We start from the raw sequence: 21866 nt of genomic DNA on the forward strand, positions 1-21866 counted from the left end.
CAGATCGTCTTGACCCCCTGCGATATAGGCCGCAAATACAGGATCGCCAAGAGCAAAGCCGTGCCCGCCGGGGCAATCCCCCGCGACAGAGAGCCGCGGCAAGCGACGGTTCCGGAAAAGAGACGACAACCCGGCGGAGCCACAGAGGGAGGAAACATGGATTTCGAGGCTTGCCGTTCGCTGACCGCGGCGTTTTTCGACCAGGCAGCGAAGCGGCGCGACGCCGCCTTCGTCTGGCACAAGGAAGACGGCCGCTTCCGCCCGCAGAGCTGGACCGAGATCGCCGAGCAGGTCAGCGCCCTTTCGCGCGGCCTGCGCGCGCTGGGCCTGCAGCCCGGCGACCGGGTGGTCCTGGTGGCCGAGAACCGCCCGGAATGGCTGATCGCCGACCTGGCCATCATGGCTGCCGGCGCGATCACGGTCCCGGCCTACACCACCTCCCTGGCCAGCGACCACCGCCACGTGCTGACCGACAGCGGCGCCGTGGGCGCCATCGTCTCGACCCGCGCCCTGGCCGATCGCCTGTTGCCGGCAGTGCTGGACGCGCCGGGCTGCAAGTGGGTGGTCGGCATGGAAGACCTGCGCCGCGCCCAGGCCGGCGCCGTGCCGCTGCATGTCTGGAACGAAGTGCTGGACCGGGGACGCGAACTGCCCGACGACGTGGCCACGGTGGCCGCACGCGCCGAGCGCGGCGACACCGCCTGCATCATCTACACCTCCGGCACCGGCGGCGTGCCGCGCGGCGTGATGCTCAGCCACGGCGCCATCCTCTGCAATTGCATGGGGGCCTACAAGGTACTGGAGCGCCTGGGCCTGGGCCGGGAGGTCTTCCTCTCCTTCCTGCCGCTGTCGCACGCCTACGAACACACCGCCGGACAGTTCTTCCCCATCACCATAGGCGCGGAAATCTACTACGCCGAGGGGGTCGATCACCTGCTGCGCAACCTGGGCGAAGCCCGTCCCACCATCATGACGGCCGTGCCCCGGCTCTACGAAACCATGCACCTGCGCATCCGGCGCGGCATGGAGAAGGAAGGCGGCCTGAAAAGGAAGCTCTTCGAGAAGGCAGTGGCGCTCGGCCAGAAGCGCTACGACGACCCCAAGAGCCTGTCCTTGTGGGAACGGCTGCAGGACGCGGCGCTGGAGCGCCTGGTGCGCGGCAAGATCCGCAAGCGCTTCGGCGGGCGCATCAAGGCCATCGTCTCAGGGGGCGCCGCGCTCAACTACGACATCGGCCTCTTCTTCACCGCCCTCGGCCTGCCGATCCTGCAAGGCTACGGCCAGACCGAGACGGCGCCGGTCGTTTCCGTCAACCCGCCTTGGAAGGTGAAACTGGAGACCGTCGGCCCGCCCTTCGAGGGCGTCGAGGTGAAGATCGCCGAGGACGGCGAGATACTGGTGCGCGGCGAACTGGTGATGACCGGCTATTGGCGCGACGACGACGCCACGGAGCGGGCATTGCAGAACGGCTGGCTGCACACCGGCGATATCGGCGAGTTCGACGAGGACGGCTACCTGAAGATCACCGACCGCAAGAAGGACATCATCGTCTTTTCCGGCGGCGACAACGTCTCTCCGGCGCGGGTCGAGGGCTTCCTTACCCTGCAGCGGGAAATCCAGCAGGCCATGGTCTTCGGCGACAAGCACCCGCATCTGGTGGCGCTGCTGGTGCCGGACGAGGAATTCGCGGCACAGTGGTGCCGCAGCAACGGCAAGCAGCGCGATCCCGGCGCCTTGGGAGAGGACCCGGCATTCCGCGCGGCCCTGTCGGAAGTGGTGGACCGGGTGAACGGCTCTCTCTCCTCCCTGGAGAAGGTCCGCCGATTCGCGGTGCTCTCGGAGCCGTTCTCGGTGGAAAACGGCATGATGACGCCGACCATGAAGATTCGCCGCCACAAGATCCGGGACGCCTACGGCGAGGTGCTGAAGAATCTGTATTAGCAGCCGAGAGGATCTTGCCCCCGCAGCCCTGCCGATCCCGGGGCGTCCCGCGTAGGTTGTCGCCGCCGCGGACGTGGACCTTGCCCTCGGGCTCATTTTCGGCAAGAATCACGCCGATTTAGATCATTTTCCGGTTCGGGGGAATCCACAGTGATGAAACGCTTGGCGCTCTTGAGTGCGCTGCTTTGCGCCGTTCTTTTGACCACCAGCGAACGCGCGGCGGCACAGATCGCCCTCAACGAGACGCCCGCGGTGATCAGCGGCGGCGTCGGCTGGTACGACTTCAATCTTTCCGACGACGAAGCCGTCGACTTCCGCCTGGAATACCGCCACGGCGAGGATTTTCTCTGGTTGAAGCCCTGGGGCGGCGTCGAGGTTACCACCGACGGCAGCGTCTGGGGCGGCATCGGTGTGCTGATGGACATCACCTTCTTCGACTCCGTCGTGCTGACCGGCAGTTTCGCGCCCGGCCTCTGGGCCGAGGGCGGCGGCAAGGACCTGGGCCACGTGGTCGAGTTCCGCAGCCAGGTGGAATTGGGCTACCAGTTCGAGAACCAGTCGCGGCTTTCGCTGGCCTTCAGCCACATCTCCAACGCCAATCTGGACGACGACAACCCCGGCACCGAGGTGCTGAACCTCTACTATCACCTGCCGCTGGACGTGCTGTTCTAGACGAGCGCCTCGCGCAGACAGATCGAGGGCCGGCACGCACCCGCGGCGCCGGCCCTTCCCGTTTGGCGAGACCGCTTCCGGCGCCTAGTCTTGCCTCATGACTGACGACCGTCTCTTCCCGGCAACCGCCATGCCTGACCGCGACTGGTGGCAGGCGCTCTGGCCCGATCCGGAAGGCGTGCTGCGGCGTCTCGGCCTCCGCGCGGGCCTGACGGTCGCCGACCTCTGCTGCGGCGACGGCTACTTCACCGCCGCCCTCGCCCGTTTGGTCCGTGGTCGGGTGTACGCCGTGGATCTGGACCCGGCAATGCTGACACGGGCGCGCCGCGAGGTCGAAGGGGCCGGCGCCTCCGTCCTGGAATATATCGCCGCCGACGCCCGCGAGCTGGCCAAGGCGTTGCCGGAGACCGTCGACTGCGTGCTGATGGCCAACACCTTCCACGGCGTGCCGGAGCAGACCGCCCTGGCCCGTGCCGTCGCGGCGACGCTGAAGCCGGGCGGCCGCTTCATCGTGATCAACTGGCATACCCGGCCGCGCGGGGAGACGACGGTTTTGGGCCAGCCGCGCGGGCCGAAGACCGAGCTACGGATGGCGCCGGAACGGCTGCGCGGCGCGGTCGAACCCGCCGGTTTCGAACTGGAAAGCTTGCTCGAGCTGCCGCCCTATCACTACGGCGCGGCGTTCAGGCGCAGTTAGCCGGCCGGCCGCATCCATCGGGCCGAAAAGGCGGCGCGAAGAAAACGCCCTTCCCGCCAAGGCCCCCAGGGGAGAAAGGATACAATTCTTACGGACGCTTGAGGCAGATCAATGCCACCGCCAGTTGGTTTGCGCAGAGTTGCGGCCAGTGGTTGAAGAATGTGTAGCGTAAGGGGGGCGGGTCAGCCCCGGCGACACATCTGCCCGTCGATCGCCGCCCCCATGAAAATGACGCCCGAGCCGGGCGTCAAACGAGAGGGGATCCCCATGAAACTCATCCTTTGGATTTCTGCGGCCGCGTTGGCTCTCGGCGCGGGCGGCTATGGCGCCTTGGCCGATGCCGGCCATTCCCACAACGAGCAGTATAAAATGCTTCAGGACATGCAGGACAAGCACAGCGGGCATGATCATGCCCACAACTTCGGGGCCATGGAGGATGTCTCCCCCGAGGACATGCATCGGACCATGGACCTGCTGACGGATCTCGGCCTGGCTCTGCCGCCGATGAACAGCGAACGTGGCCGCGAAGTCTTCCTGGAGAGAGGCTGCATCGTCTGCCATTCCGTCAATGGCGTCGGCGGAGAGATCGGCCCCTCGCTCAACGCCGCCGACATGCCCGAGCCGATGAATGCCTTCGAATTCGCGGCGCGCATGTGGCGGGGCGCCCCGGTGATGGCGGAAATGCAGAGAGATCTGCTCGGCACAATGATCGACCTCAACGGACAGGATCTGGCCGACATCATCGCCTTCACCCACGATGAAGCGGAACAAAAGGAGCTCTCGATCACTCAGGTGCCCGAACAATACAGGGACCTGATCGCCCAATAGGGGACCGATCGCCGGCGCGACACTTCGAATGCTTCGGATCTCCGGAGGGAGGAGGCTATGAAACTCGATGCCTACAAGCTTGGCGTAGCAACCGCGATCGTCTTAGCGATCATCTGGGTCATCTGCAGCGTTCTGGTGCTTGCCCTTCCCGCCTTGATGATGCAGATGGGCGGACACATGTTGCACGCAGATCTCGGCGCGGCGCAATGGACGCTGCACTGGCCCGGATTTATCATCGGCCTGATCTTGTGGAGCCTGCTCGGCGGGCTCATGGTTTGGGCGGTCGCAGCAGTCTACAATCGTCTGGTCGGGTAAGACCAAGTCCTTCCCCGATGGACGGTACGCCCGCGGAACGCGGCCGGGCCGTGAGGCGTTTCGGCGCGCCTTGTCGCGTGGCACCCTCCCCTGGACAGGAGAGACAGACACATCATGCCGAACAACGCTTCCCCTCACTCTGACCGCGACCGCACTGCGCACTACACCTCGAACAGCCTGACGCTCATCGGCGCCATTTCGATGGGGACCGGCGTCATGATCGGCGCCGGCATCTTCGCACTGACCGGCCAGGTCGCCGAGCTGGCCGGAAGCTGGTTCCCCCTCGCCTTCCTCGCGGCTGCCCTCGTCTCCGCCTTCAGCGCCTATTCCTATGTGAAGCTGTCGAATGCCTATCCTTCCGCCGGCGGCATCGCCATGTTTCTGGAGAAGGCTTACGGCAAGACCATGATGACCGGTGCCTGCGCATTGCTCATGTACTTCTCGATGGTCATCAACGAAAGCCTGGTCGCCCGCACCTTCGGCACCTATACGCTGCAACTCTTCGACATCGACGAGGATCCCATCCTGGTTCCGGCACTGGGTGTCGGGCTGCTGGTCTTCGCCTTCCTGGTCAACATTCTCGGCAACCGCGTCATCCAGACCCTGTCCTTCTTCATGGCCTTTCTCAAGATTGCAGGGGTCGCGATCTTCGCGCTGGCGGGGCTTTGGCTTTCCGGGCTCGACTTCGAAAGCCTCTCCGCCGTCCCGGCCAAGACCGCTCCGGGCAGCTTTCTCGGCGCCGTCGCCCTGGCCGTCCTTGCATTCAAGGGCTTTACCACCATTACCAACAGCGGCGGCGAGATCGTCGACCCGCACCGCAACGTCGGCCGCGCCATCGTCATCTCGATTCTCATCTGCGTGGTCATCTACCTGCTCGTGGCCCTTGCGGTGGCGGGCAACTTGACGCTCGACGAAATCGTGCGGGCGCGCGACTACGCCCTGGCGGAGGCGGCGCGTCCCGCCTTTGGACGCTTCGGGCTGTGGTTCACCGTTATCTTCGCGATCGTCGCGACGGTCTCCGGCGTCATTGCCAGCGTCTTTGCGGTATCGCGCATGCTCGCCATGCTGACCGATATGAAACTGGTACCGCACAGTCATTTCGGCATGCCGGGCGACATCCAAAAGCACACCCTGGTCTACACCATCGTCGCCGCGATGCTTCTGACGGTCTTCTTCGATCTCGGACGTATCGCCTCGCTGGGAGCGATCTTCTACATCGTCATGGATATCGCCGTGCACTGGGGAATTCTGCGCCGCCTGCGCGGCGAAGTCGACGCCCGGCCGGCGATTCTGATCACCGCCATCGCGCTGGACGCGGCGGTCTTGGGCGCTCTGTTGATCGTCAAGGCCAACAGCGACATGCTGGTCATCTATGCTGCGGCCGCCGGAATGCTCCTGATCTTCGTCGGAGAGCGGCTGTTCCTGAAAGCCGACCGGCAAGGGGCAGGTTGACGAAGCGGGCCGCCGAAATCAGGCCGCGCCGGCCTCGTCCTTCGGCGGGAAGGTCGGCGCCAGGGAACCCAGACGCCTGGCCTCGTCCATGACCGGCACCAGATCGCTGGAGACCAGGTCGTAGAGCTGCTTGGCCGAGTCGATCACGTAGTAGACGGTCTGGAAGATGTCGATGCGATAAGGCGTGCGGAACACGGTCAGCGCATCGAAGGGCCGGCGCTCCGGCTTGTCGCTTTCCACCGCATAGGGCGTCTCGCCGGCCGAGGACGCGATGCCGGCGCCGTAGATGCGGGTACCCTCCTCGGTCTCGATGAGGCCGAACTCCACCGTGAACCAGAAGAGGCGCTGCATCATCCAGAGATAGGACTTGTCCAGTGTCAGCGCCGTCTCGCCGTAGATCTGCAGGAAATCGGCGTAGGTCGGCAGGGTCAGCATGGGGCAGTGGCCGAAGATCTCGTGGAAAACGTCGGGCTCCTGCAGGTAGTCGAAGTCCTCGCGCCGGCGGATGAAGGTGGCGGCGGGGAACTTGCGTTCGGCCAGCAGAGTGAAGAAGCGCCTGGGCGAGATCAGCGCCGGCACCGGCTCGACGCCGAAGCCGCCGATCTCCTGCAGGCGCGCGTTGACCTCCTTTAGCTGCGGCACGCGCTCGGCGGGCAGTTCCAGCGCCTCGATGCCGTTCAAAAAAGCCGTGCAGACGCGCCCCGGCAACAGCGCCTTCTGGCGCGCGTAAAGATCGCGCCAGACCGCGTTCTCTTCGTCGGAATAATGGATGATCCCTTTGGCGTCGGGGATCTTCGACTCGTAGCTACTGGTCTTCTTACCGGTCTCTGGGGCCATGATCCCTCTCCCTCCTTTCAGGCGGGAAACACCGATCAACATCTGCGGCACCGACCTCAGGGGGCAAGCATGAGCCTCCGGCCCTTACCGAACCTTTAACTCCCCTCCCCGCTCGGCTAGGAAGATCAGCCTTCGGCCTTCAGCACGCCGCGGCGGATCTGGTCCTCTTCGATGGAATCGAACAGCGCCTGGAAGTTGCCTTCGCCGAAACCTTCGTCGCCCTTGCGCTGGATCAGCTCGAAAAAGACCGGGCCGATGACGTTCTTGGTGAAGATTTGCAGGAGGCGGCCGCCGTCCTCGGTGGGCGCGCCGTCGATGAGGATCTTGTTGGCGGCCAGGCGTTTCAGGTCCTCGCCGTGGCCCGGCAGGCGGTCGTCGACCTGCTCGTAGTAGGTGTCGGGCACGCCCTCCTGGAACTCGACGCCCCCGGCCTTCAGGGTCTCCACCGAGGCGTAGATGTCGTCGGTGCCCAGCGCGATGTGCTGGATGCCCTCGCCCTTGTACTCTTCCAGGTATTCGGCGATCTGCGACTTGTCGTCGGCGCTCTCGTTGATCGGGATGCGGATCTTGCCGCAGGGGCTGGTCATGGCCTTGGACTTCAGGCCGGTCAGCTTGCCCTCGATGTCGAAGTAGCGGATCTCGCGGAAATTGAACAGGCGCTCGTAGAAATCCGCCCATTCCTTCATGCGGCCACGGTAGACGTTGTGGGTCAGATGGTCGATGTAGGTGAGCCCCGCCCCCTTGGGGTGCTGGTCGACGCCGGGCAGCGGCTTGAAGTCCACGTCATAGATCGAGCCGTTGTCGCCGTAGCGGTCGACCAGGTAGATCAGCGAGTCGCCGATGCCCTTGAGGGCCGGGATGTTCAGTTCCATCGGTCCGGCGCTGGACTCGACCACCCAGCCGCCCAGTTCCCTGGCCCGCTTGCAGGCCGCGGCGGCATCCTTTACCCGGAAGGCGATGGCGCAGACCGAGGGGCCGTGCAACAGGGTGAAGGCCTTGGGAAAACCGTCGCGCTCGGCATTGAGGATAAAGTTCACATCGCCCTGGCGGTAGAGCGTCACGTCCTTGGAGCGGTGCCGGGCGATGGCGGTGAAGCCCAGGGTCTCGAACAGCCGCCCGAGCGCCTCCGGGTCGGGCGCGGCGAACTCGATGAACTCGAAGCCGTCGGTCTGCATGGGGTTCTCCCACAAACCGTCCCCCGTTTTTCCGCTGGGGTTGCTTGTGGTGCTCTCACCTAGCGACTTGGCAGCCTGCGACATGTCTCACACCCTCGTTACGTTGCCACGACGTAAGCCCCATTACTGCGCCGGGTTGTAACCATCAACGGGGTCCCTTTGAATCTGGGCGGGCCCGGCGTCTCTTTAAAGGCCCCACGCCTCGTTAAAGGCGCAGCGCGAAGGGCCGTCCACGGTCATGCTGTTGCGGCGATGGTACGGCCCTTTCCCGCGCGCCCGCAATGCCCGCATGCCGTGTTGCGGCGCAGCACGAATGGAGTCGGCGACACGGCGCAGCTTAATCTTTCGTGGCCGCCGGGCCGCGCCTTACGATATGATTCAAGCCGTCCGGGAATCCGATCTTTCCTTGCTTTTTGCATTGGCTGACGCTTTGTGAAATTGAGAACTAGGTCAGTATAAATTACCTTTTTATTTACCATCGCAGGCTCAACTTTTCCTTGAGACCCGGCGACGCTGCGCCGTAACAGCAAGCAGGAACGTGGATGATGGCTTTGCAGGCGGTTTCCCTGGACGACAAATACGCCTTGGAGCGCGGCCGCGTCTTCCTGACCGGCACCCAGGCGCTGGTGCGCCTGCCGATGATGCAGCGCCAACGCGACCTGGCCGCGGGCTTGAACACCGCCGCCTTCGTCACCGGCTACCGCGGCTCGCCCCTGGGCGGCGTCGACCAGCAGATGACGCGCGCCAGTGAGTTCCTGAAGAAGCACCACATCCATTTCCAGGCCGGGGTCAACGAGGACCTGGCCGCCACCGCCATCTGGGGCACCCAGCAGAACGACCTCTTCGGCGACGGCAACTTCGACGGCGTGTTCTCCATGTGGTACGCCAAGGGCCCGGGCGTCGACCGCTCCGGCGACGTGCTGCGCCACGGCAACATGGCCGGCACCTCCAGGCACGGCGGCGTGCTGCTGCTGGCCGGCGACGACCACACCGCAAAGTCCTCCACCACCGCGCATCAGTGCGAGCTGACCTTCATGGATCTCATGATCCCGGTGCTCAACCCGGCGGGGGTGCAGGAGTTCCTGGACCTGGGCCTCTACGGCTGGGCCATGAGCCGCTTTTCCGGCTGCTGGGTGGGCTTCAAGACCATCGGTGAGACCGTCGATTCCTCGGCCAGCGTCGACGTCGACCCGGCGCGCACCCGGATCGTCCTGCCCGAAGACTTCGAGATGCCGCCGGGCGGCCTGCATATCCGCTGGCCCGACACCCCGCTGGAGCAGGAAGAGCGTCTGCACCGCCACAAGATCTACGCCGCCCTGGCCTTCGCCCGCGCCAACAAGCTGGACCGGGAGGTGATCGGCAACGGCAAGCGCCGCTTCGGTATCATCACCGCCGGCAAGGCCTATCTCGACGTGCGTCAGGCTCTGCACGACCTTGGCATCGACGACGACATGGCCGCGGAGATCGGTCTCGCCGTCTACAAGGTCGGTATGTCCTGGCCGCTGGAGCGGGAAGGGATCAGGCGCTTCGCCGAGGGTCTGGAAGAAATCCTGGTGGTCGAGGAAAAGCGCGCCATCATCGAGAACCAGGTGAAGGAGCAGCTCTACAACTGGCGCGCCGACGCGCGGCCGCGCATCGTCGGCAAGTTCGACGAGGAGGGCGACTGGGCCCTGCCCTCGATCGGCGAGCTGACCCCGGCGCGCATCGCCCGCACCATCGCCAAGCGCATCGCCCGTTTCCACAGCAGCGAAGACATCGAGCAGCGCCTGCGCTTCCTGGCCGAGAAGGAAAAGGCCATGGAAGCCGGCAAGGCGCCGCTGGCCCGCGTGCCCTACTTCTGCTCCGGCTGCCCGCACAACAGCTCCACCAAGGTGCCCGAAGGCAGCCGCGCCATGGCCGGCATCGGCTGCCACTACATGGTGCAGTGGATGGACCGCAACACGGAGACCTTCACCCAGATGGGCGGCGAAGGCGTGACCTGGATCGGCCAAGCGCCCTTTTCCAAGACCAAGCACGTCTTCGTCAACCTGGGCGACGGCACCTACTTCCACTCCGGCATCCTGGCGATCCGCGCGGCCGTCGGCGCCGGCGTCAACATCACCTACAAGATCCTCTACAACGACGCCGTGGCCATGACCGGCGGCCAGTCCGTCGACGGCCCGCTGGACCCGGCGATGATCACCCGCCAGTGCGCCGCCGAGGGCGTGCAGCGTATCGTCGTGGTGACCGACGAGCCGGACAAGTATCCCCTGGGCGTCAACTGGGCGCCGGGCGTCGAGATCGAGCATCGCGACCACCTGGACCGGGTGCAGAGGGAGCTGCGCGACACCGCCGGCGTCACCGTGCTGCTCTACGACCAGACCTGCGCCGCCGAGAAACGCCGCCGCCGCAAGCGCGGGCGCTATCCCGACCCGCCCAAGCGCGCTTTCATCAACGAGCAGGTCTGCGAGGGCTGCGGCGACTGCTCGGTGCAGTCCAACTGCGTCTCCGTGGTGCCGGTGGAGACCGAGTTCGGGCGCAAGCGCGCCATCGACCAGTCGTCCTGCAACAAGGACTTCTCCTGCATCAAGGGCTTCTGCCCCAGCTTCGTTACGGTGCACGGCGGCGAGATCCGCAAGCGGCAGCAGGACGGCGCCGGCAAGGGCGCCGCGGGCGGCCAAGCGGCCGGAGCCCCCTGGGAGGCCCTGCCCGAACCGCAGGTTCCGGCCCTCGACGCGCCCTTCGGCATCGTCGTGACCGGCGTCGGCGGCACCGGCGTGGTGACCATCGGCGCGCTGCTGGGCATGGCCGCGCACCTGGAGGGCCGCGGCTGCTCGGTGCTGGACATGGCCGGCTTGGCGCAGAAGGGCGGCGCGGTGGTCAGCCACGTGCGCCTGGCGCCGGCCCCGCAGGACATCCACGCCGTGCGCATCTCCGCCGGCAGCGCCCGCCTGGTGCTGGGCTGCGACATCGTGGTGGCCTCCGGCTACGAAGCGCTGTCGAAGATGGCGGCCGGGCGCACCCGCGCGATCATCAACAGCCATCAGGTCATGACCGGCGACTTCACCCGCAACCCCGACCTGGCTTTCCCCGGCGGCGAGATGGAACGCCTCATCGCCGAGGCCGCCGGCCCCGGCGGCGCCGACTTCCTGGACGCCACGCGCATCGCCACGGCGCTGCTCGGCGACTCCATCGCCACCAACCTCTTCATGCTGGGCTACGCCTGGCAGAAGGGCCTGGTGCCGCTCTCCGCGGAAGCCATCGACAAGGCCATCGAGTTGAACGCGGTGGCGGTGGCGGCCAACAAGGCCGCCTTCCTCTGGGGCCGCCGCGCCGCCCACGACCTGGCGGCGGTGGAGGCGGCCGCAGCACCCACGACGGGCTCCAGGACGGCCGAAGCGCGCGGCCGCCAGCTTTCACGGAGCCTGGACGAGGCCGTCGCCCGCCGCGTGGAAATCCTGACCGCCTATCAGGACGCCGCCTATGCCGGCCGCTACAAGGCCTTGGTCGAGAAGGCCCGCCAAACCGAGGCGGCCAAGGCGCCGGGCCTCTCCGGCCTCGCCGAATCCGTGGCGCGCTATTACTTCAAGCTGCTGGCGGTGAAGGACGAATACGAGGTGGCCCGCCTCTACTGCGCGCCGGAGTTCCGCCGCGGGCTGCGCGAGCAATTCGCCGGCGACTACAAGATCTCCTATCATCTGGCCCCGCCGCTTTTCGCGAAGCGCGACCCCGACACGGGCCACCTGATCAAGCAGGAGTTCGGCTCCTGGCTGCTGCCGGTCCTCAGCGGACTGGCGAAACTCAAGGGCCTGCGCGGCACGCCGCTGGATATCTTCGGCTATAGCGCCGAGCGCAAGATGGAGCGCAAGCTGATCGCCGACTACGAGGCGCTGCTGGACGAGGTCTTGGCGAAGCTCACCGCCGGCAACCACGCGCTGGCGGTGGAACTGGCCTCGATCCCCGAGAAGATCCGCGGATTCGGGCACGTGAAGGAAGCGCATGTGAAATCGGCCAAGGCCTGCGAGGCCGACCTTCTCGCCGCTTTCCGCGACCCGAGCCTGCATCACAAGAGCGCCGCGGAATGAGACGCGGCACCTCCCCGAGCCCCGCGGCGGCCATCTACACAGAAAGTCTGTTGTATCGCCTCCCCTGTCCCGCTTAGACTTTACGGGAGAGGCGGGGGACCCCACTCAATTCCGTTCTGCATTCGACTCTGGTTCGGGAGAGCAAGATGCAACGGTTATTGATCGTACTTTGCACATTCCTGGGACTTTTGGCGGCTGCCACCTCGGCGGCCGACGCCCAGTTCTATGCCGGCATCCATGGCGGCGCCAACTTCATGCCGGACAGCGATATCGAAGGCAGCGGAATCGACGGCCAAGCCAGCCTCGATCCGGGCTTCGCCGTCGGCGGCCTTCTCGGTTACCGTATCGGCCTGGGCGACAACCTTTCCATCGACGTCGAAGGCGAGTTCGCCTATCGCCTCAACGATGCCGACGAGTTTTCCGCCGCCGGCTTCTCGGCCAATGCCGGCGGCGAGGTACAGTCCTTCGCCTGGATGGCCAACGCCTGGGTGAACTGGGAGATCGGCGACAGCGGCTTCGCCCCCTATATCGGCGGCGGCGGCGGCGGCGTGCACATCGACATCAAAGACGCGCAGGTCGGCAACGTCTCCTTCGACAACGAAAGCGACTTCGTTTTGGGCGGCCAGCTCGGCGGGGGTCTCGGTTATCGGTTCGGCGAACACCTCGCCGTCTCGCTGGACTACCGCTTCCTGATCACCGACGACGCGAACGTCCAGGGCCTGGACGTCGAATACCAAAGCCACTCGGTCATGGTGGGGATCAAGTATCTCTTCTGACCCGCGCCCGCACGGGCGCGGGCAATCCACGTGGACCTATCGGGATCGGTCTAGCGCCGCGCCGGCGCTTCGTCGCCCATGCCTTCCAGAATACGGTCGGCGCGGCGGGTCGCGGCCTCGAACTGCTCCTCAAAGCCCTTCATGCGCGCCTTGGGCTCCTGATAGTAGGCGGTCATCTTCAGGCCCTGGATGAATATCCAGTTCAGCACCCGCCCCCAAAAGCGCATGGGTCGCACGAAGTCGAAGAGCAGCACCACACGCTCCTGCGGCGTGTCGTTGCGCACTTCGTGATCGTAGGTATCGTCGAAGACCAGCAGCTTGCCCGGCTCCCAGGGGCATTTCCGGTCCTCGACCCGCATGTAGCAATTCTCGCGGTCGTCCGGCACCACGAGGCCCAGGTGGACCCGCAGGATGCCCTTGGTGACGCCCTTGTGGGCGGTGATGTTGTAACCGGGCTCCAGGATGGAGAACCAGGCGGTCTGCAGCGTCGGCACCTGCTCCAGCAGCTTGGTGGTGACCGGCGCGTGGGCGCAGTTCTTCTGCAGCTTCGCGCCGAAACCGTAGAGGATGAAGGTGCGCCACTGCTGGCCCTTGGCGATGCGCTTCTGGTCGGAGGAAACCTCCTCGAAGGCCGGCACGCTCTCCTTGTGCTCCAGGATCTTCATCAGCTCGCCGTGGATCTCCTGCCAGCGCTCCTCGAAGGGCTTCAGGAAGGGAAACTCGGCCGGATTCAGCACCGGGTCGTTGCTGACCAGCGACTGGCTGGCCAGGAAGCCGCGCAGGCGGCGGATCAGCCGCTTGCCGAATTTCTTGACCTTCTTGCGGCGCGTGGCGCGGAAGTCGTCCGCCAACTGCATGGTTCCGGTCCCCCTATTCCGCCGCACGGACGGTCTCGACGACCGGCAGCGGCACGAGCCAGCGCACCAGTTCGGCCTGGCGCCGCAATTCGCTGTCCGGAACCGAGTCGTAGCACGGCAGGATGATCAGCTTGCCGAGAAGCCCGGCGGCGCGCGCCGGCGCCAGCTCCGGCCGGTCCTCCGGCGCCGCCACCGCCTGATTGCGCGGCAGGTTGGCGGCATCGAAGCCCTGGCGGCGCATCGCGGCGATGAAAGGCAACGGATCTTCCACCACAGCGGGGAAGACCCAGTAGTCGTGATGGGCGTTGGCCTGGCCCGGCAGCGCCAGGCAGCCGCCCAGAAGGTCCTTGAGACGCCGGCCTTTGGCGGCGCGGCGCTCCAGCACCGCCGGGTCGAAGCCTTCCAGGCGGCGGCACAACAGGGCGGTGAGGGCCGCCGAGGGGCGGATGCGCAGGCTTTTGGCCTTCTTGTACTTGGCGACGTTGCGCACGCGCTCGGACACCTGATCCTCGAAGTCCTTGCCCCGCAGCGCATAGAACCGTTGCAAGAGTCCGAAGACCAGCGGCAGGGACAAGAGCTTCAGGCCGGCGAACTGCAGGACCCGCTTGGCCTGGCGCTTGGTCGGTTGGATAGGATAGCCCGCCTGGATGGCGCGCATCTTGGCCAGCAGGCCCGGCTTGCGCACGTTCACCAAGGCGCCGCCCAGAGCCGTCGCGTTCTTCAGCGGCCCGAAGGAGAACATGGTGAGATCGGCCTTGGGGTTGCCGGGATAAGCCCGGCCGTTGAAGGCCTGGGCGCAATCCTCCACGACCACCAACCCAGCCTCGTGGGCGGCGTCGATCAGGTGATCGAACTGAAGGCGGCAACCGAAGAGGTGCGCCACCACCAGCACCTTGGCGCGCGGCGAGATCGCCTGCCTGAGGGTCTCGGCGGTCGGCGTGAGGCTGGCCGGATCGAAATCCAGCGGTACCGGCTGGTAGCCCTCGCGCTTCACGATGTTGACCATGCCGTTGATGTTGATGGCCGAGAAGATCACCTCGTCGCCGGGCTTCAACTCCAGCGCCTGGAGCAACAGGTCGAAACCGCTGCGCACCGAGAAGCACAGCAGGGTGTCCTCCTCCGGCCAGAAGGATTCGGCGCGGGCGGCCAGTTCCTCCCGCCGGCCCGCAGTCAGGCAGGCTCCGGCCCCGGCCAGGAGGTCCCTCCAGCCGATCTGCAGCTTCATCCGTGGCCACAGCCTCATAAATCGATGCCCCCCGGCATTCCATTCCGCGCACGGCGCGAGGCCGGCGACCGCCTGACCTCACGTTTCCGTGAAGCCGCGAAGGTACACCCAAGGCCCGTAAAACACTAGAGGGTCGACCGCGGCGGAATCGCCCGGCCGGGCGAAGGTCCGCGCGATTGTCCGCCGCCTATTGCAGGCGCCAGTAGTCCCCGAAATCGTTCTGGCGCCGCTGCTCTTCGGCGACGAAATCCCCGTCCAGCTTGCCCTGCAGCACCTGGACGATGTCCTGGCGCACGCGGGCGTTGTTGCGGAAGTACTGGTGCCCCGTGGGATCTGCGGTCCAGGCGTTGGCGCCCTTGGCCTCCCAGATCACCTTCGGGGCCACGTTGACCACCGAGACCTTCGCGGACAGCCCGTCCTTGCCACGCGGACCGCTGCGGCCCAGGCGGTCGGGATTGCCCATGGCGTAGTCGCTGGCCTTCAGGGCCAGATCCTGGTGGTTGTAGTAGACCGTCATCCGCCGGCAGCCGCGCAGCAGCGGCGCCACCTTGTGAGTTGCCTGCAAGGTGTCGTCGTCCTCGTCGGCGGCAGCCAGGATGATCTCGTCGAAGAGCGGCGGAATGTTGTTGCCGACGAAGGTGCGCATGGCCTGCACGGCGCCGCGCAGGGCCCAGTTGCCCATGGAGTGGCACAGCAGGTGGATGCGCCCGTCGCAGCGGTCGGCGCGCGGGGTGTTGCGGATGAAGTCCGTGGCCTTGAGGATCGCGCGGCCCAGCGCCGGACCGGAGGCCTCGGCCCGCTTGCGGTCGTCGGCGTAGGTGCGCCGTCCCACCCCGGCCCCGGCGGAAGGCCAGGTGAAGAGCAGCAGGGTCATATCCTTGCCGCCGGCGGCCAGCCACTGCTGGATCTGCACCGCCCGTCCCGCCGCCTCGCGAAAGCTGTGGTCGTAGCCGTGCACGAAGATCAGGGCGTCGCCCTTCTTCAGCATCTCGGCACGCACCTCGTCGAAGATCGCCTTGCTGCCCAGCTTGGACTTCTCGGCATCTTCCTTGCTCAACTGCTCCGGCGCCAGGGCGATCTGGCCGCCGTCGATGAAGCTGCCGAGATCCTTCTTGTAGAGATCCTTGCCGGCGAAGGTGACCTTGCCGAAGCGCAACTCGTCGAGGTTGGGGTGAAAGTCCTCGCCGATTTCCGGGGCCGCCCCGCCGGTGACCTTGCGATTGGTGCCGAAGTAGATCGTGGTTGCCATGGCCGTCCTCCCCTAGCTTGCGCGACGCGCGAGCTTACCAGCCTTGCACCCGGCAGGGCAGGGACAGAAAGGAGGTAACGCGGAGGGGCTAGGCCGGGAACAGTCTAGGCCCGGCAGATCGAAACGCCGCCGTCGACCAGCATCGCCGCGCCGGTCATGAAACTGGATGCTTCCGACGCCAGGTGCAGCACCGAGCGCGCGATCTCCTCCGGTGCCGCAATACGCTTCAGGGCGTGCAATCCCTCGACGAAGGCCAAGGCCTCCGGCGTGTCGGCCACCACGCGGCCCATGGGCGTGTCGGTGCCGCCGGGCAGGATCGCGTTGACGCGAATGCCCTCGGCACCGAACTCCGCCGCCAGCACCTGGGTCAGGCCGACCAGGCCCGCCTTGCTGGCGGCATAGGCTGCCATGCCGGGAAATCCCACCGAATGGCCGACAAACGTGGAGGTGAATATCAATGAGCCCCCGCCACGCTCCCGCATAGCCGGGATCTGGTACTTGGCGCCCAGAAAGGCGCTGGTGAGGTTGGTCTCCAGGGTATCGCGCCAGGCATCCGCCGAGGTTTCTTCGATCGCGCCCATGGCCCCCAGGGTGCCGGCGTTGTTGAAAGCGACATCGAGCCCGCCGAAGCGGCCTCTCGCCATATCCACGAGGGCCTCGGCATAGGCCGCGTCCCTCACGTCGCCCGCCAGGACCGCCACCTTGCCGCCGCCGGAGACGACCTCATCGGCCAGCCGCGCCAGCTCCGCCTGCCGCCGCGCGCCGGCGACCACCGCCGCCCCCTCGGCCGCGAACAGCAGCGCCGTCGCCCGGCCGATCCCGGAACTGGCTCCGGTGACGAGGGCGACCTTGCCTTCCAATGCGTTCATGCTCCGCTCCTCTCCGCTTTGCGCCGCGCTCCATTGCGCCGCGGAGCGCGAGAAGAGCAGCGAAACGGCCTGGGTCTCTATCCGAAGCTTGTATCCGAAGCTTGCGCAGACACGGCACAGCCGCAGATTGTCTGGATGACGCGCCGCTCACTTGGAGTTAGCTTCGGGAATCCCCGAAAGACGGAGTCGCCCCATGAGCCAGGATGTCATTCTCTACACCAATCCCCTGTCGCGCGGCCGCATCGCCCGCTGGATGCTGGAGGAGATCGGCTGTCCCTACAAAACGGAGATCCTCGACTACGGACCGCCGATGCGGACACCGGACTACCTGAAGGTCAGTCCCCTGGGCAAGGTGCCGGCGATCCGCCACGGCGACCAGGTGGTCAGCGAATGCGCCGCCATCTGCGCCTATCTGGCCGACGCCTTTCCGGAAGCAGGTCTGGCGCCGCCGCCCGCCGAGCGCGGCAGCTACTACCGCGCCCTCTTCTTCGCTGCCGGTCCCTTCGAGGCCGCGGCGACCGACCGCCATTTCGGCCTCGAGCCCGAGGAGGGGCGGCAACAGCGGATGGCCGGCTACGGCAGCTTCACGCGCATGATGGACGCCCTGGTGAAGATCGTGCCCGCGGACGGCTATATCGCAGGCGACCGCTTCACGGCCGCCGATGTCTATCTCGGGTGCCAAGTCGGCTGGGGCATGCGCTTCGGTTCCCTGGAGGAACGCCCCGAACTCGTCGACTACTGGGCAAGGGCCAGCGACCGCGAAGCCTTTCGCCGCGCCATGGCGATCGACGAGGAGCTGGCGGCGAAGGAGGCCGGGTAGCGCGGGCGCTCAGTCCGCCTGCCCTGCGAGCCAGTCGCTCAGGCCGGCGATCGACGCGATCCGTGCCGTCGGCGTGACGTTCGGGTGGCCGTCGTCCTGGGGACGGTATTTCCCGGTCTTGACCTGCACGGCGGCGAGGCCGGCGGCCAGCGCGCCGCCGATGTCGGCCTCGATGTCGTCGCCGACCATCAGCACCTCCTGCGGCGCCAGGCCGAGGCTCCCCAGCGCCAGGCCGAAAAAGTCTTTGGCCGGCTTGCCGACGACGCGCGCCTGCACTTCGGCGGCATACTCCAGCGCCGCGACGAAGGGGCCGAGGTCGAGGGCGATGCCCGCCTCGCGCCGGGAGACCCGGTTCTTGTGCAGGGCGACAAGCTCCGCGCCCGCGGCGATCCGCTGAAACAGGCCGTTCAGGCGGTCCCAGGTGAAGTCCTTGTAGAGGTCGCCCATCACCACGGCGTCGACCGCGCCTTGATCCATGATCGCGAAGTCCGCGAGGTCCTCGGCCAGCTCCGGCGCGGCGGCCAGGTGGATGCGCCTGGCGCCCAGGCCCGCCAGCAGCCGCGCCGCGGCAGCCGTCGGGGTAAAGATCTCAGCTGTCTCGACCCGGAAACCCATCGCTTGCAGGCGCCCGGCAATGGCGCGGCGCGGACGCGTCGTCGTGTTGGTGAGGTAACGGATGGCCAGGCCGCGGCCCTGAAGGTTCCTCAGCGCCTCTACGGCACCGGGGATCGGCGCATCGCCCTGGTGCAGCACGCCTTCCAGATCCAGCAGCAGGCCGCGGAAGGTCATATCGCAGTCCCCTCCACTGCCGTTCGGTTTGAAGCACAACGCGAGAGAAAGACCTTCGGTCTTCACCCCCCTCCCAACCTCCCCCCATCAAGGGGGGAGGAGATTTCTTTGGCTGCTTCAATACTTAACCCCCTCCCCCTTCGATGGGGGAGGGTTGGGGTGGGGGTGACACCTTCACCGCTCAAAGCCGTCGTCCAGCAGATATCCGCCTGCTGGCGGCGCCTCAGGGTGAGGCTATCTCTCGATCTCATGCTGAGAAGGACCGCAGGTCCGCCTCGAAGCATGATGCCTCCGTCAGGCTTCCGGGCCCTTCGGTAGGGTCACGCCGATCATGCAGTCGCGGGTGACCAACCCGGCCAGCGCCGCCTCGTCCCACCCTTCGGTGCCGGCGGGCCGGGCCGGCAGCACCATGTAGCGCAGGTCGGCGGTGGAGTCGTGCACGCGCACCTCGACATCGTCGGGCAGGGTGGTGCCGAACTCGGCCAGCACCTGGCGCGGTTCGCGCACCGTGCGGCTGCGGTAGCTGCGCGACTTGTACCAGTCCGGCGGCAGTCCGATGAGCAGGCGCGGATAGCAGGAACAGAGGGTGCAGACGATGACGTTGTGCACGCCTTCTGTGTTCTCCACCGCGCGGATCGGAATCCCGCCGGCGTCGATGCCCAGTTCCTCGGCCGCCTTGTTCACGTCGTCCAGCATGCGCGCCTTGAAATCCGGATCGGCCCAGGCATGGGCCACCATGCGCGCACCGGCGGCCGGGCTCTTGGCGTCGATGGCCTCCACCATGGCCCGTAGTTCGTCGGCGCTGAAAACGCCCTTCTCGACGAGCAGGTCGCCCACCGCCTGGGTCATGACCTGGTAGTGGGTCAGCGGCGTCTCCTCCAGGTCCGGCTGGAAGGGATGCGGCTGGTGCGGATGGCCGTGCTCGTGCTCGTGGTCGTGCGCCATTACGGGGCCTCCAGCCAGTTCTCGTAGATGTCGACCACCGTGGTGTCCTGGGCCGCGCCCCGGTAATCGTCCCACAGTTCCGCCGTTTCGAAGATCACCCGGTAGAGCGGCAGGGCCGGCTCGCCCGGGCGCCCGTAAGCCAGTTCCTCCGGATTGCGGTAGGGGCCGAGGACCGCCGTCACCCGCCCGGTCTTGCCGCGCACGAAGAAGGGCGTGCGTACGTGGCCCGGCGGGAAGGCGGCGCGCACCTTCACGGTCTCGCCGATATCGAAGCGCGCGCTCACGGCTTCTTCTCCTCACCCACGCCAGCGGGCCAGGCCTTGCCGATCTCCGCCATGCGGCGGCCCAGCTCGTCCACGGTGATGACGCCCTTTTCCAGGAGGTTGTTGGTGACCGAGGCGATCCAGCGCTCGTAGTAGCTCATCTCGTCGTAGGCGCCGGGGCCGAGATCCTCGATGCCGCGGCGCAATTCGTCGACGGTGATGACGCCGCGCTTGGGATCGGCCAGCAGACGCAGGATGGCATCGACCCGCTTCTCCCAGGGGGCGTAGTCGTGCTCACTCTGCCCGACAGGCCCGGCGGGCAGGCCGCCCATATCGTGATGACGGCGCAAGACCGTCTCGTCATTGCGTTCCTTGCTCATGGGGGAAGTATCGGCGGCGGCCCCCGAGAGCGTCAATGGGGAAGGCCTGCCTGCCGGCGGCAGTTCCTGCCGGGCAGATACGGTCCTTGCGGCGGCGCGCTCGCCCGCCGCCGCCCCGGTCCCGCAGGCTGTCCTGCCGGGGGGGGCCAGCCAATCGGCGGCAGACGTTGGTGAAGCGATCGTTATCGCGCTTCTGGCGCAATTATTGCTTCTGTTTTTCCGCTGAAGTTGCAGATTCTACGAGGAAGGCGAGGCTCCCGCGATGACGACGATTACCGGAGGACCAACCTTTGCGGCCGGCGATCACAGGCTGCTCGACAGCCGTAATGTCCGGCCGCACGGGCGCTCGCCCGAAGAGGTTCAGGAGGTCCTCGCCGGCATCGAGGCGCCGAAGGAAGCTTCCGGCATCCAGGCTCCTCAATGGGCCGGATCATCGGCCAACGGGCCCGCAACGCCCGCGCAGGTCGGCGGCGCGGTCGCGGCCGCCGAAACTGGCTTCCGCGCGCAGCAGATCGCCCAGGAAAGCGACGGCGTTGCCGCGGTAGCCGACGACGAAGCGGAAGAGTCGGCGGCCGTGCGGGCCTTCCTCGACTACATGTCGAAGACGCCGGAGGAGCGCTACTTCGAGGCCTTCCTGAAATCGAAAGGCCTGACCCAGGAGGAGTATGACGCCCTGCCGGTCGAGGACAAGAAGGCGCTGATGAAGGAATTCGAAGAATTCGTGAAGCAGAACGTGGAGAACAACAGCGCCGAGAAAGTCGCCCGGACCTCCCGCAGCGAACTGTTGTAGCGGCTTAGAGCGGAAAGACCGTCAGCCCCCGCCCTAACCCTCCCCCGTCCAAGGGAGAGGGAGATTTTCGACCGGCTGCTTGAAGATTACCCCTCCCCCGCGATGGGGGAAGGTCGGGAGGGGATGAGCCGCGCGCTCGCTGCCCACCAGGGGCTCGTCAGCCCAGCATCCCCAGGGCCTGCTTGTAGAGGTCGAGGATGGCTTCCTGCTCCTGGCGGTCGCCGGAGTCCATCTTGCGCAGGCGGATGACCTGGCGCATCACCTTGGTGTCGAAGCCCTCGCCCTTGGCCTCCGAATAGACCTCGCGGATATCGGCGGTCAAGGCCGCCTTCTCCTCTTCCAGGCGCTCGATGCGCTCGATGAAAGACCGCAGACGGTCCGCCCCAATGCCGCCAGCATCAGCCATGCATAAACTCCTAATTTCTGCGGGAACTCACCCGGTCGAAGGGCGCCGAGACTAGCCGCGGGACCGGCTTCTGGCAACGCCCCAGGGGAGGTGTAAAACGGGGATAACCCGGCTTCAGCCGTGGTCCCAGGAACTAACTGTGCTTGTGGCTTTCGGCAAAGGCCGCCTTCTGCTCGGCGGTGGCCTCCGTCTGGTACTGCTCCTTCCACTCGTCGTAGGGCATGCCGTAGATCAGCTCGCGGGCGGCGGCGTAGTCCATCTCCAGGCCCTTGTCCTCGGCCGCCGCCAGGTACCACTTGCTCAGGCAGTTGCGGCAGAAGCCGGCGAGGTTCATCAGGTCGATGTTCTGCACGTCTGTGCGCTGGCGCAGGTGTTCGACCAGGGTACGGAAGGCCGCGGCCTCCAGTTCGGTCCGTGTCTTGTCGTCCATTGCTAGGCTCTCTCCTTCTTGGCCGGGCGATCCAACTTCTCCAGGGAATCTGGGGCGCCGGCAGCGAATTTTCCAGGGCGACCCTA

General features: G+C 66.4%; 22 protein-coding genes. 10 read left to right on the plus strand and 12 right to left on the minus strand.

Annotated elements, in window-relative coordinates:
- Nucleotides 1-156: 156 nt before the first annotated feature.
- The 6 genes from AAFN88_RS19620 to AAFN88_RS19645 all read left to right on the plus strand — a co-directional run bounded on the left by AAFN88_RS19620 (nucleotide 157) and on the right by AAFN88_RS19645 (nucleotide 5905).
- Complete coding sequence (locus AAFN88_RS19620) at nucleotides 157-1941, plus strand: long-chain fatty acid--CoA ligase (RefSeq protein WP_347522354.1); 1785 nt, start codon at nucleotides 157-159, stop codon at nucleotides 1939-1941.
- A 153-nt stretch (nucleotides 1942-2094) separates the two neighbouring features.
- Complete coding sequence (locus AAFN88_RS19625; RefSeq protein WP_347522356.1) at nucleotides 2095-2613, plus strand: acyloxyacyl hydrolase; 519 nt, start codon at nucleotides 2095-2097, stop codon at nucleotides 2611-2613.
- A 97-nt stretch (nucleotides 2614-2710) separates the two neighbouring features.
- Nucleotides 2711-3310, plus strand: a complete 600-nt coding sequence (locus AAFN88_RS19630) for a class I SAM-dependent methyltransferase (protein WP_347522357.1) — start codon at nucleotides 2711-2713, stop codon at nucleotides 3308-3310.
- 267 nt (nucleotides 3311-3577) lie between these two features.
- Nucleotides 3578-4138 carry a cytochrome c gene (locus AAFN88_RS19635; protein WP_347522358.1) on the plus strand — a complete coding sequence of 187 codons (561 nt, stop codon included), beginning with the start codon at nucleotides 3578-3580 and terminating at the stop codon, nucleotides 4136-4138.
- A 57-nt stretch (nucleotides 4139-4195) separates the two neighbouring features.
- On the plus strand, nucleotides 4196-4453 hold the full coding sequence (locus tag AAFN88_RS19640; RefSeq protein WP_347522359.1) for a DUF5676 family membrane protein: 258 nt from the start codon (nucleotides 4196-4198) through the stop codon (nucleotides 4451-4453).
- Nucleotides 4454-4567: 114 nt separating this feature from the next.
- Nucleotides 4568-5905, plus strand: a complete 1338-nt coding sequence (locus tag AAFN88_RS19645) for an APC family permease (protein WP_347522360.1) — start codon at nucleotides 4568-4570, stop codon at nucleotides 5903-5905.
- An 18-nt stretch (nucleotides 5906-5923) separates the two neighbouring features.
- On the opposite strand, the gene phhA is transcribed toward AAFN88_RS19645, so the two are convergent.
- Together phhA and hppD are read right to left on the minus strand one after the other, a co-directional pair.
- Nucleotides 5924-6742 (minus strand): phenylalanine 4-monooxygenase, encoded by an 819-nt coding sequence (phhA, locus tag AAFN88_RS19650; protein WP_347522361.1) that lies wholly within the window; start codon nucleotides 6740-6742, stop codon nucleotides 5924-5926.
- A gap of 125 nt (nucleotides 6743-6867) precedes the next feature.
- Nucleotides 6868-7917 carry a 4-hydroxyphenylpyruvate dioxygenase gene (gene hppD, locus AAFN88_RS19655; RefSeq protein ID WP_347522362.1) on the minus strand — a complete coding sequence of 350 codons (1050 nt, stop codon included), beginning with the start codon at nucleotides 7915-7917 and terminating at the stop codon, nucleotides 6868-6870.
- Nucleotides 7918-8462: 545 nt separating this feature from the next.
- On the opposite strand from hppD, the gene AAFN88_RS19660 reads away from it, so the two are divergent.
- Both AAFN88_RS19660 and AAFN88_RS19665 read left to right on the plus strand, forming a co-directional pair.
- Entirely contained in the window at nucleotides 8463-11981 is a 3519-nt protein-coding gene (locus tag AAFN88_RS19660; protein WP_347522781.1) for an indolepyruvate ferredoxin oxidoreductase family protein, read from the plus strand.
- A 146-nt stretch (nucleotides 11982-12127) separates the two neighbouring features.
- Nucleotides 12128-12757 carry an outer membrane beta-barrel protein gene (locus AAFN88_RS19665; RefSeq protein WP_347522364.1) on the plus strand — a complete coding sequence of 210 codons (630 nt, stop codon included), beginning with the start codon at nucleotides 12128-12130 and terminating at the stop codon, nucleotides 12755-12757.
- A gap of 50 nt (nucleotides 12758-12807) precedes the next feature.
- Here the strand turns inward: AAFN88_RS19665 and AAFN88_RS19670 are convergent, their stop codons facing one another.
- From AAFN88_RS19670 to AAFN88_RS19685, 4 genes are all read right to left on the minus strand, one after another.
- Nucleotides 12808-13614: an aspartyl/asparaginyl beta-hydroxylase domain-containing protein gene (locus AAFN88_RS19670; RefSeq protein WP_347522366.1), complete on the minus strand. Its 807-nt coding sequence runs from the start codon at nucleotides 13612-13614 to the stop codon at nucleotides 12808-12810.
- Nucleotides 13615-13627: 13 nt separating this feature from the next.
- On the minus strand, nucleotides 13628-14857 hold the full coding sequence (locus AAFN88_RS19675; RefSeq protein WP_347522367.1) for an aminotransferase class V-fold PLP-dependent enzyme: 1230 nt from the start codon (nucleotides 14855-14857) through the stop codon (nucleotides 13628-13630).
- Nucleotides 14858-15026: 169 nt separating this feature from the next.
- On the minus strand, nucleotides 15027-16088 hold the full coding sequence (locus AAFN88_RS19680; protein WP_347522368.1) for an alpha/beta hydrolase: 1062 nt from the start codon (nucleotides 16086-16088) through the stop codon (nucleotides 15027-15029).
- A 104-nt stretch (nucleotides 16089-16192) separates the two neighbouring features.
- A complete protein-coding gene (locus AAFN88_RS19685) occupies nucleotides 16193-16957 on the minus strand; it encodes an SDR family oxidoreductase (RefSeq protein WP_347522370.1) in 765 nt (254 codons plus the stop codon).
- 193 nt (nucleotides 16958-17150) lie between these two features.
- Here AAFN88_RS19685 and AAFN88_RS19690 point away from each other — a divergent pair, with 193 nt between their 5' ends.
- Nucleotides 17151-17777, plus strand: coding sequence for a glutathione S-transferase family protein (locus AAFN88_RS19690; protein WP_347522372.1), 627 nt, complete (start codon nucleotides 17151-17153; stop codon nucleotides 17775-17777).
- Between the two features lie 9 nt (nucleotides 17778-17786).
- Here AAFN88_RS19690 and AAFN88_RS19695 read toward each other — a convergent pair whose 3' ends face one another.
- The 4 genes from AAFN88_RS19695 to AAFN88_RS19710 form a co-directional block, all read right to left on the minus strand.
- Entirely contained in the window at nucleotides 17787-18566 is a 780-nt protein-coding gene (locus tag AAFN88_RS19695; protein ID WP_347522373.1) for a TIGR01458 family HAD-type hydrolase, read from the minus strand.
- A gap of 294 nt (nucleotides 18567-18860) precedes the next feature.
- Nucleotides 18861-19511 carry a nitrile hydratase subunit alpha gene (gene nthA / locus AAFN88_RS19700; protein WP_347522374.1) on the minus strand — a complete coding sequence of 217 codons (651 nt, stop codon included), beginning with the start codon at nucleotides 19509-19511 and terminating at the stop codon, nucleotides 18861-18863.
- The gene (locus AAFN88_RS19705; RefSeq protein ID WP_347522375.1) at nucleotides 19511-19795 is read right to left on the minus strand and encodes an SH3-like domain-containing protein; all 285 of its coding nucleotides are present in this window, start codon (nucleotides 19793-19795) and stop codon (nucleotides 19511-19513) included. Before AAFN88_RS19705 ends, nthA begins: the two co-directional genes overlap by 1 nt.
- Complete coding sequence (locus tag AAFN88_RS19710) at nucleotides 19792-20154, minus strand: nitrile hydratase (RefSeq protein ID WP_347522376.1); 363 nt, start codon at nucleotides 20152-20154, stop codon at nucleotides 19792-19794. Before AAFN88_RS19710 ends, AAFN88_RS19705 begins: the two co-directional genes overlap by 4 nt.
- Nucleotides 20155-20416: 262 nt before the next feature.
- Between AAFN88_RS19710 and AAFN88_RS19715 the strand changes: the two genes are divergently transcribed.
- Complete coding sequence (locus tag AAFN88_RS19715; protein WP_347522377.1) at nucleotides 20417-20944, plus strand: hypothetical protein; 528 nt, start codon at nucleotides 20417-20419, stop codon at nucleotides 20942-20944.
- A gap of 157 nt (nucleotides 20945-21101) precedes the next feature.
- Here the strand turns inward: AAFN88_RS19715 and AAFN88_RS19720 are convergent, their stop codons facing one another.
- Nucleotides 21102-21350, minus strand: a complete 249-nt coding sequence (locus AAFN88_RS19720) for a DUF2312 domain-containing protein (protein WP_347522378.1) — start codon at nucleotides 21348-21350, stop codon at nucleotides 21102-21104.
- A 133-nt stretch (nucleotides 21351-21483) separates the two neighbouring features.
- Entirely contained in the window at nucleotides 21484-21780 is a 297-nt protein-coding gene (locus AAFN88_RS19725) for a DUF1244 domain-containing protein (protein ID WP_347522379.1), read from the minus strand.
- Nucleotides 21781-21866: the final 86 nt, after the last annotated feature.

Source organism: Pelagibius sp. CAU 1746, from assembly GCF_039839785.1.
Lineage (GTDB): Bacteria > Pseudomonadota > Alphaproteobacteria > Kiloniellales > Kiloniellaceae > Pelagibius.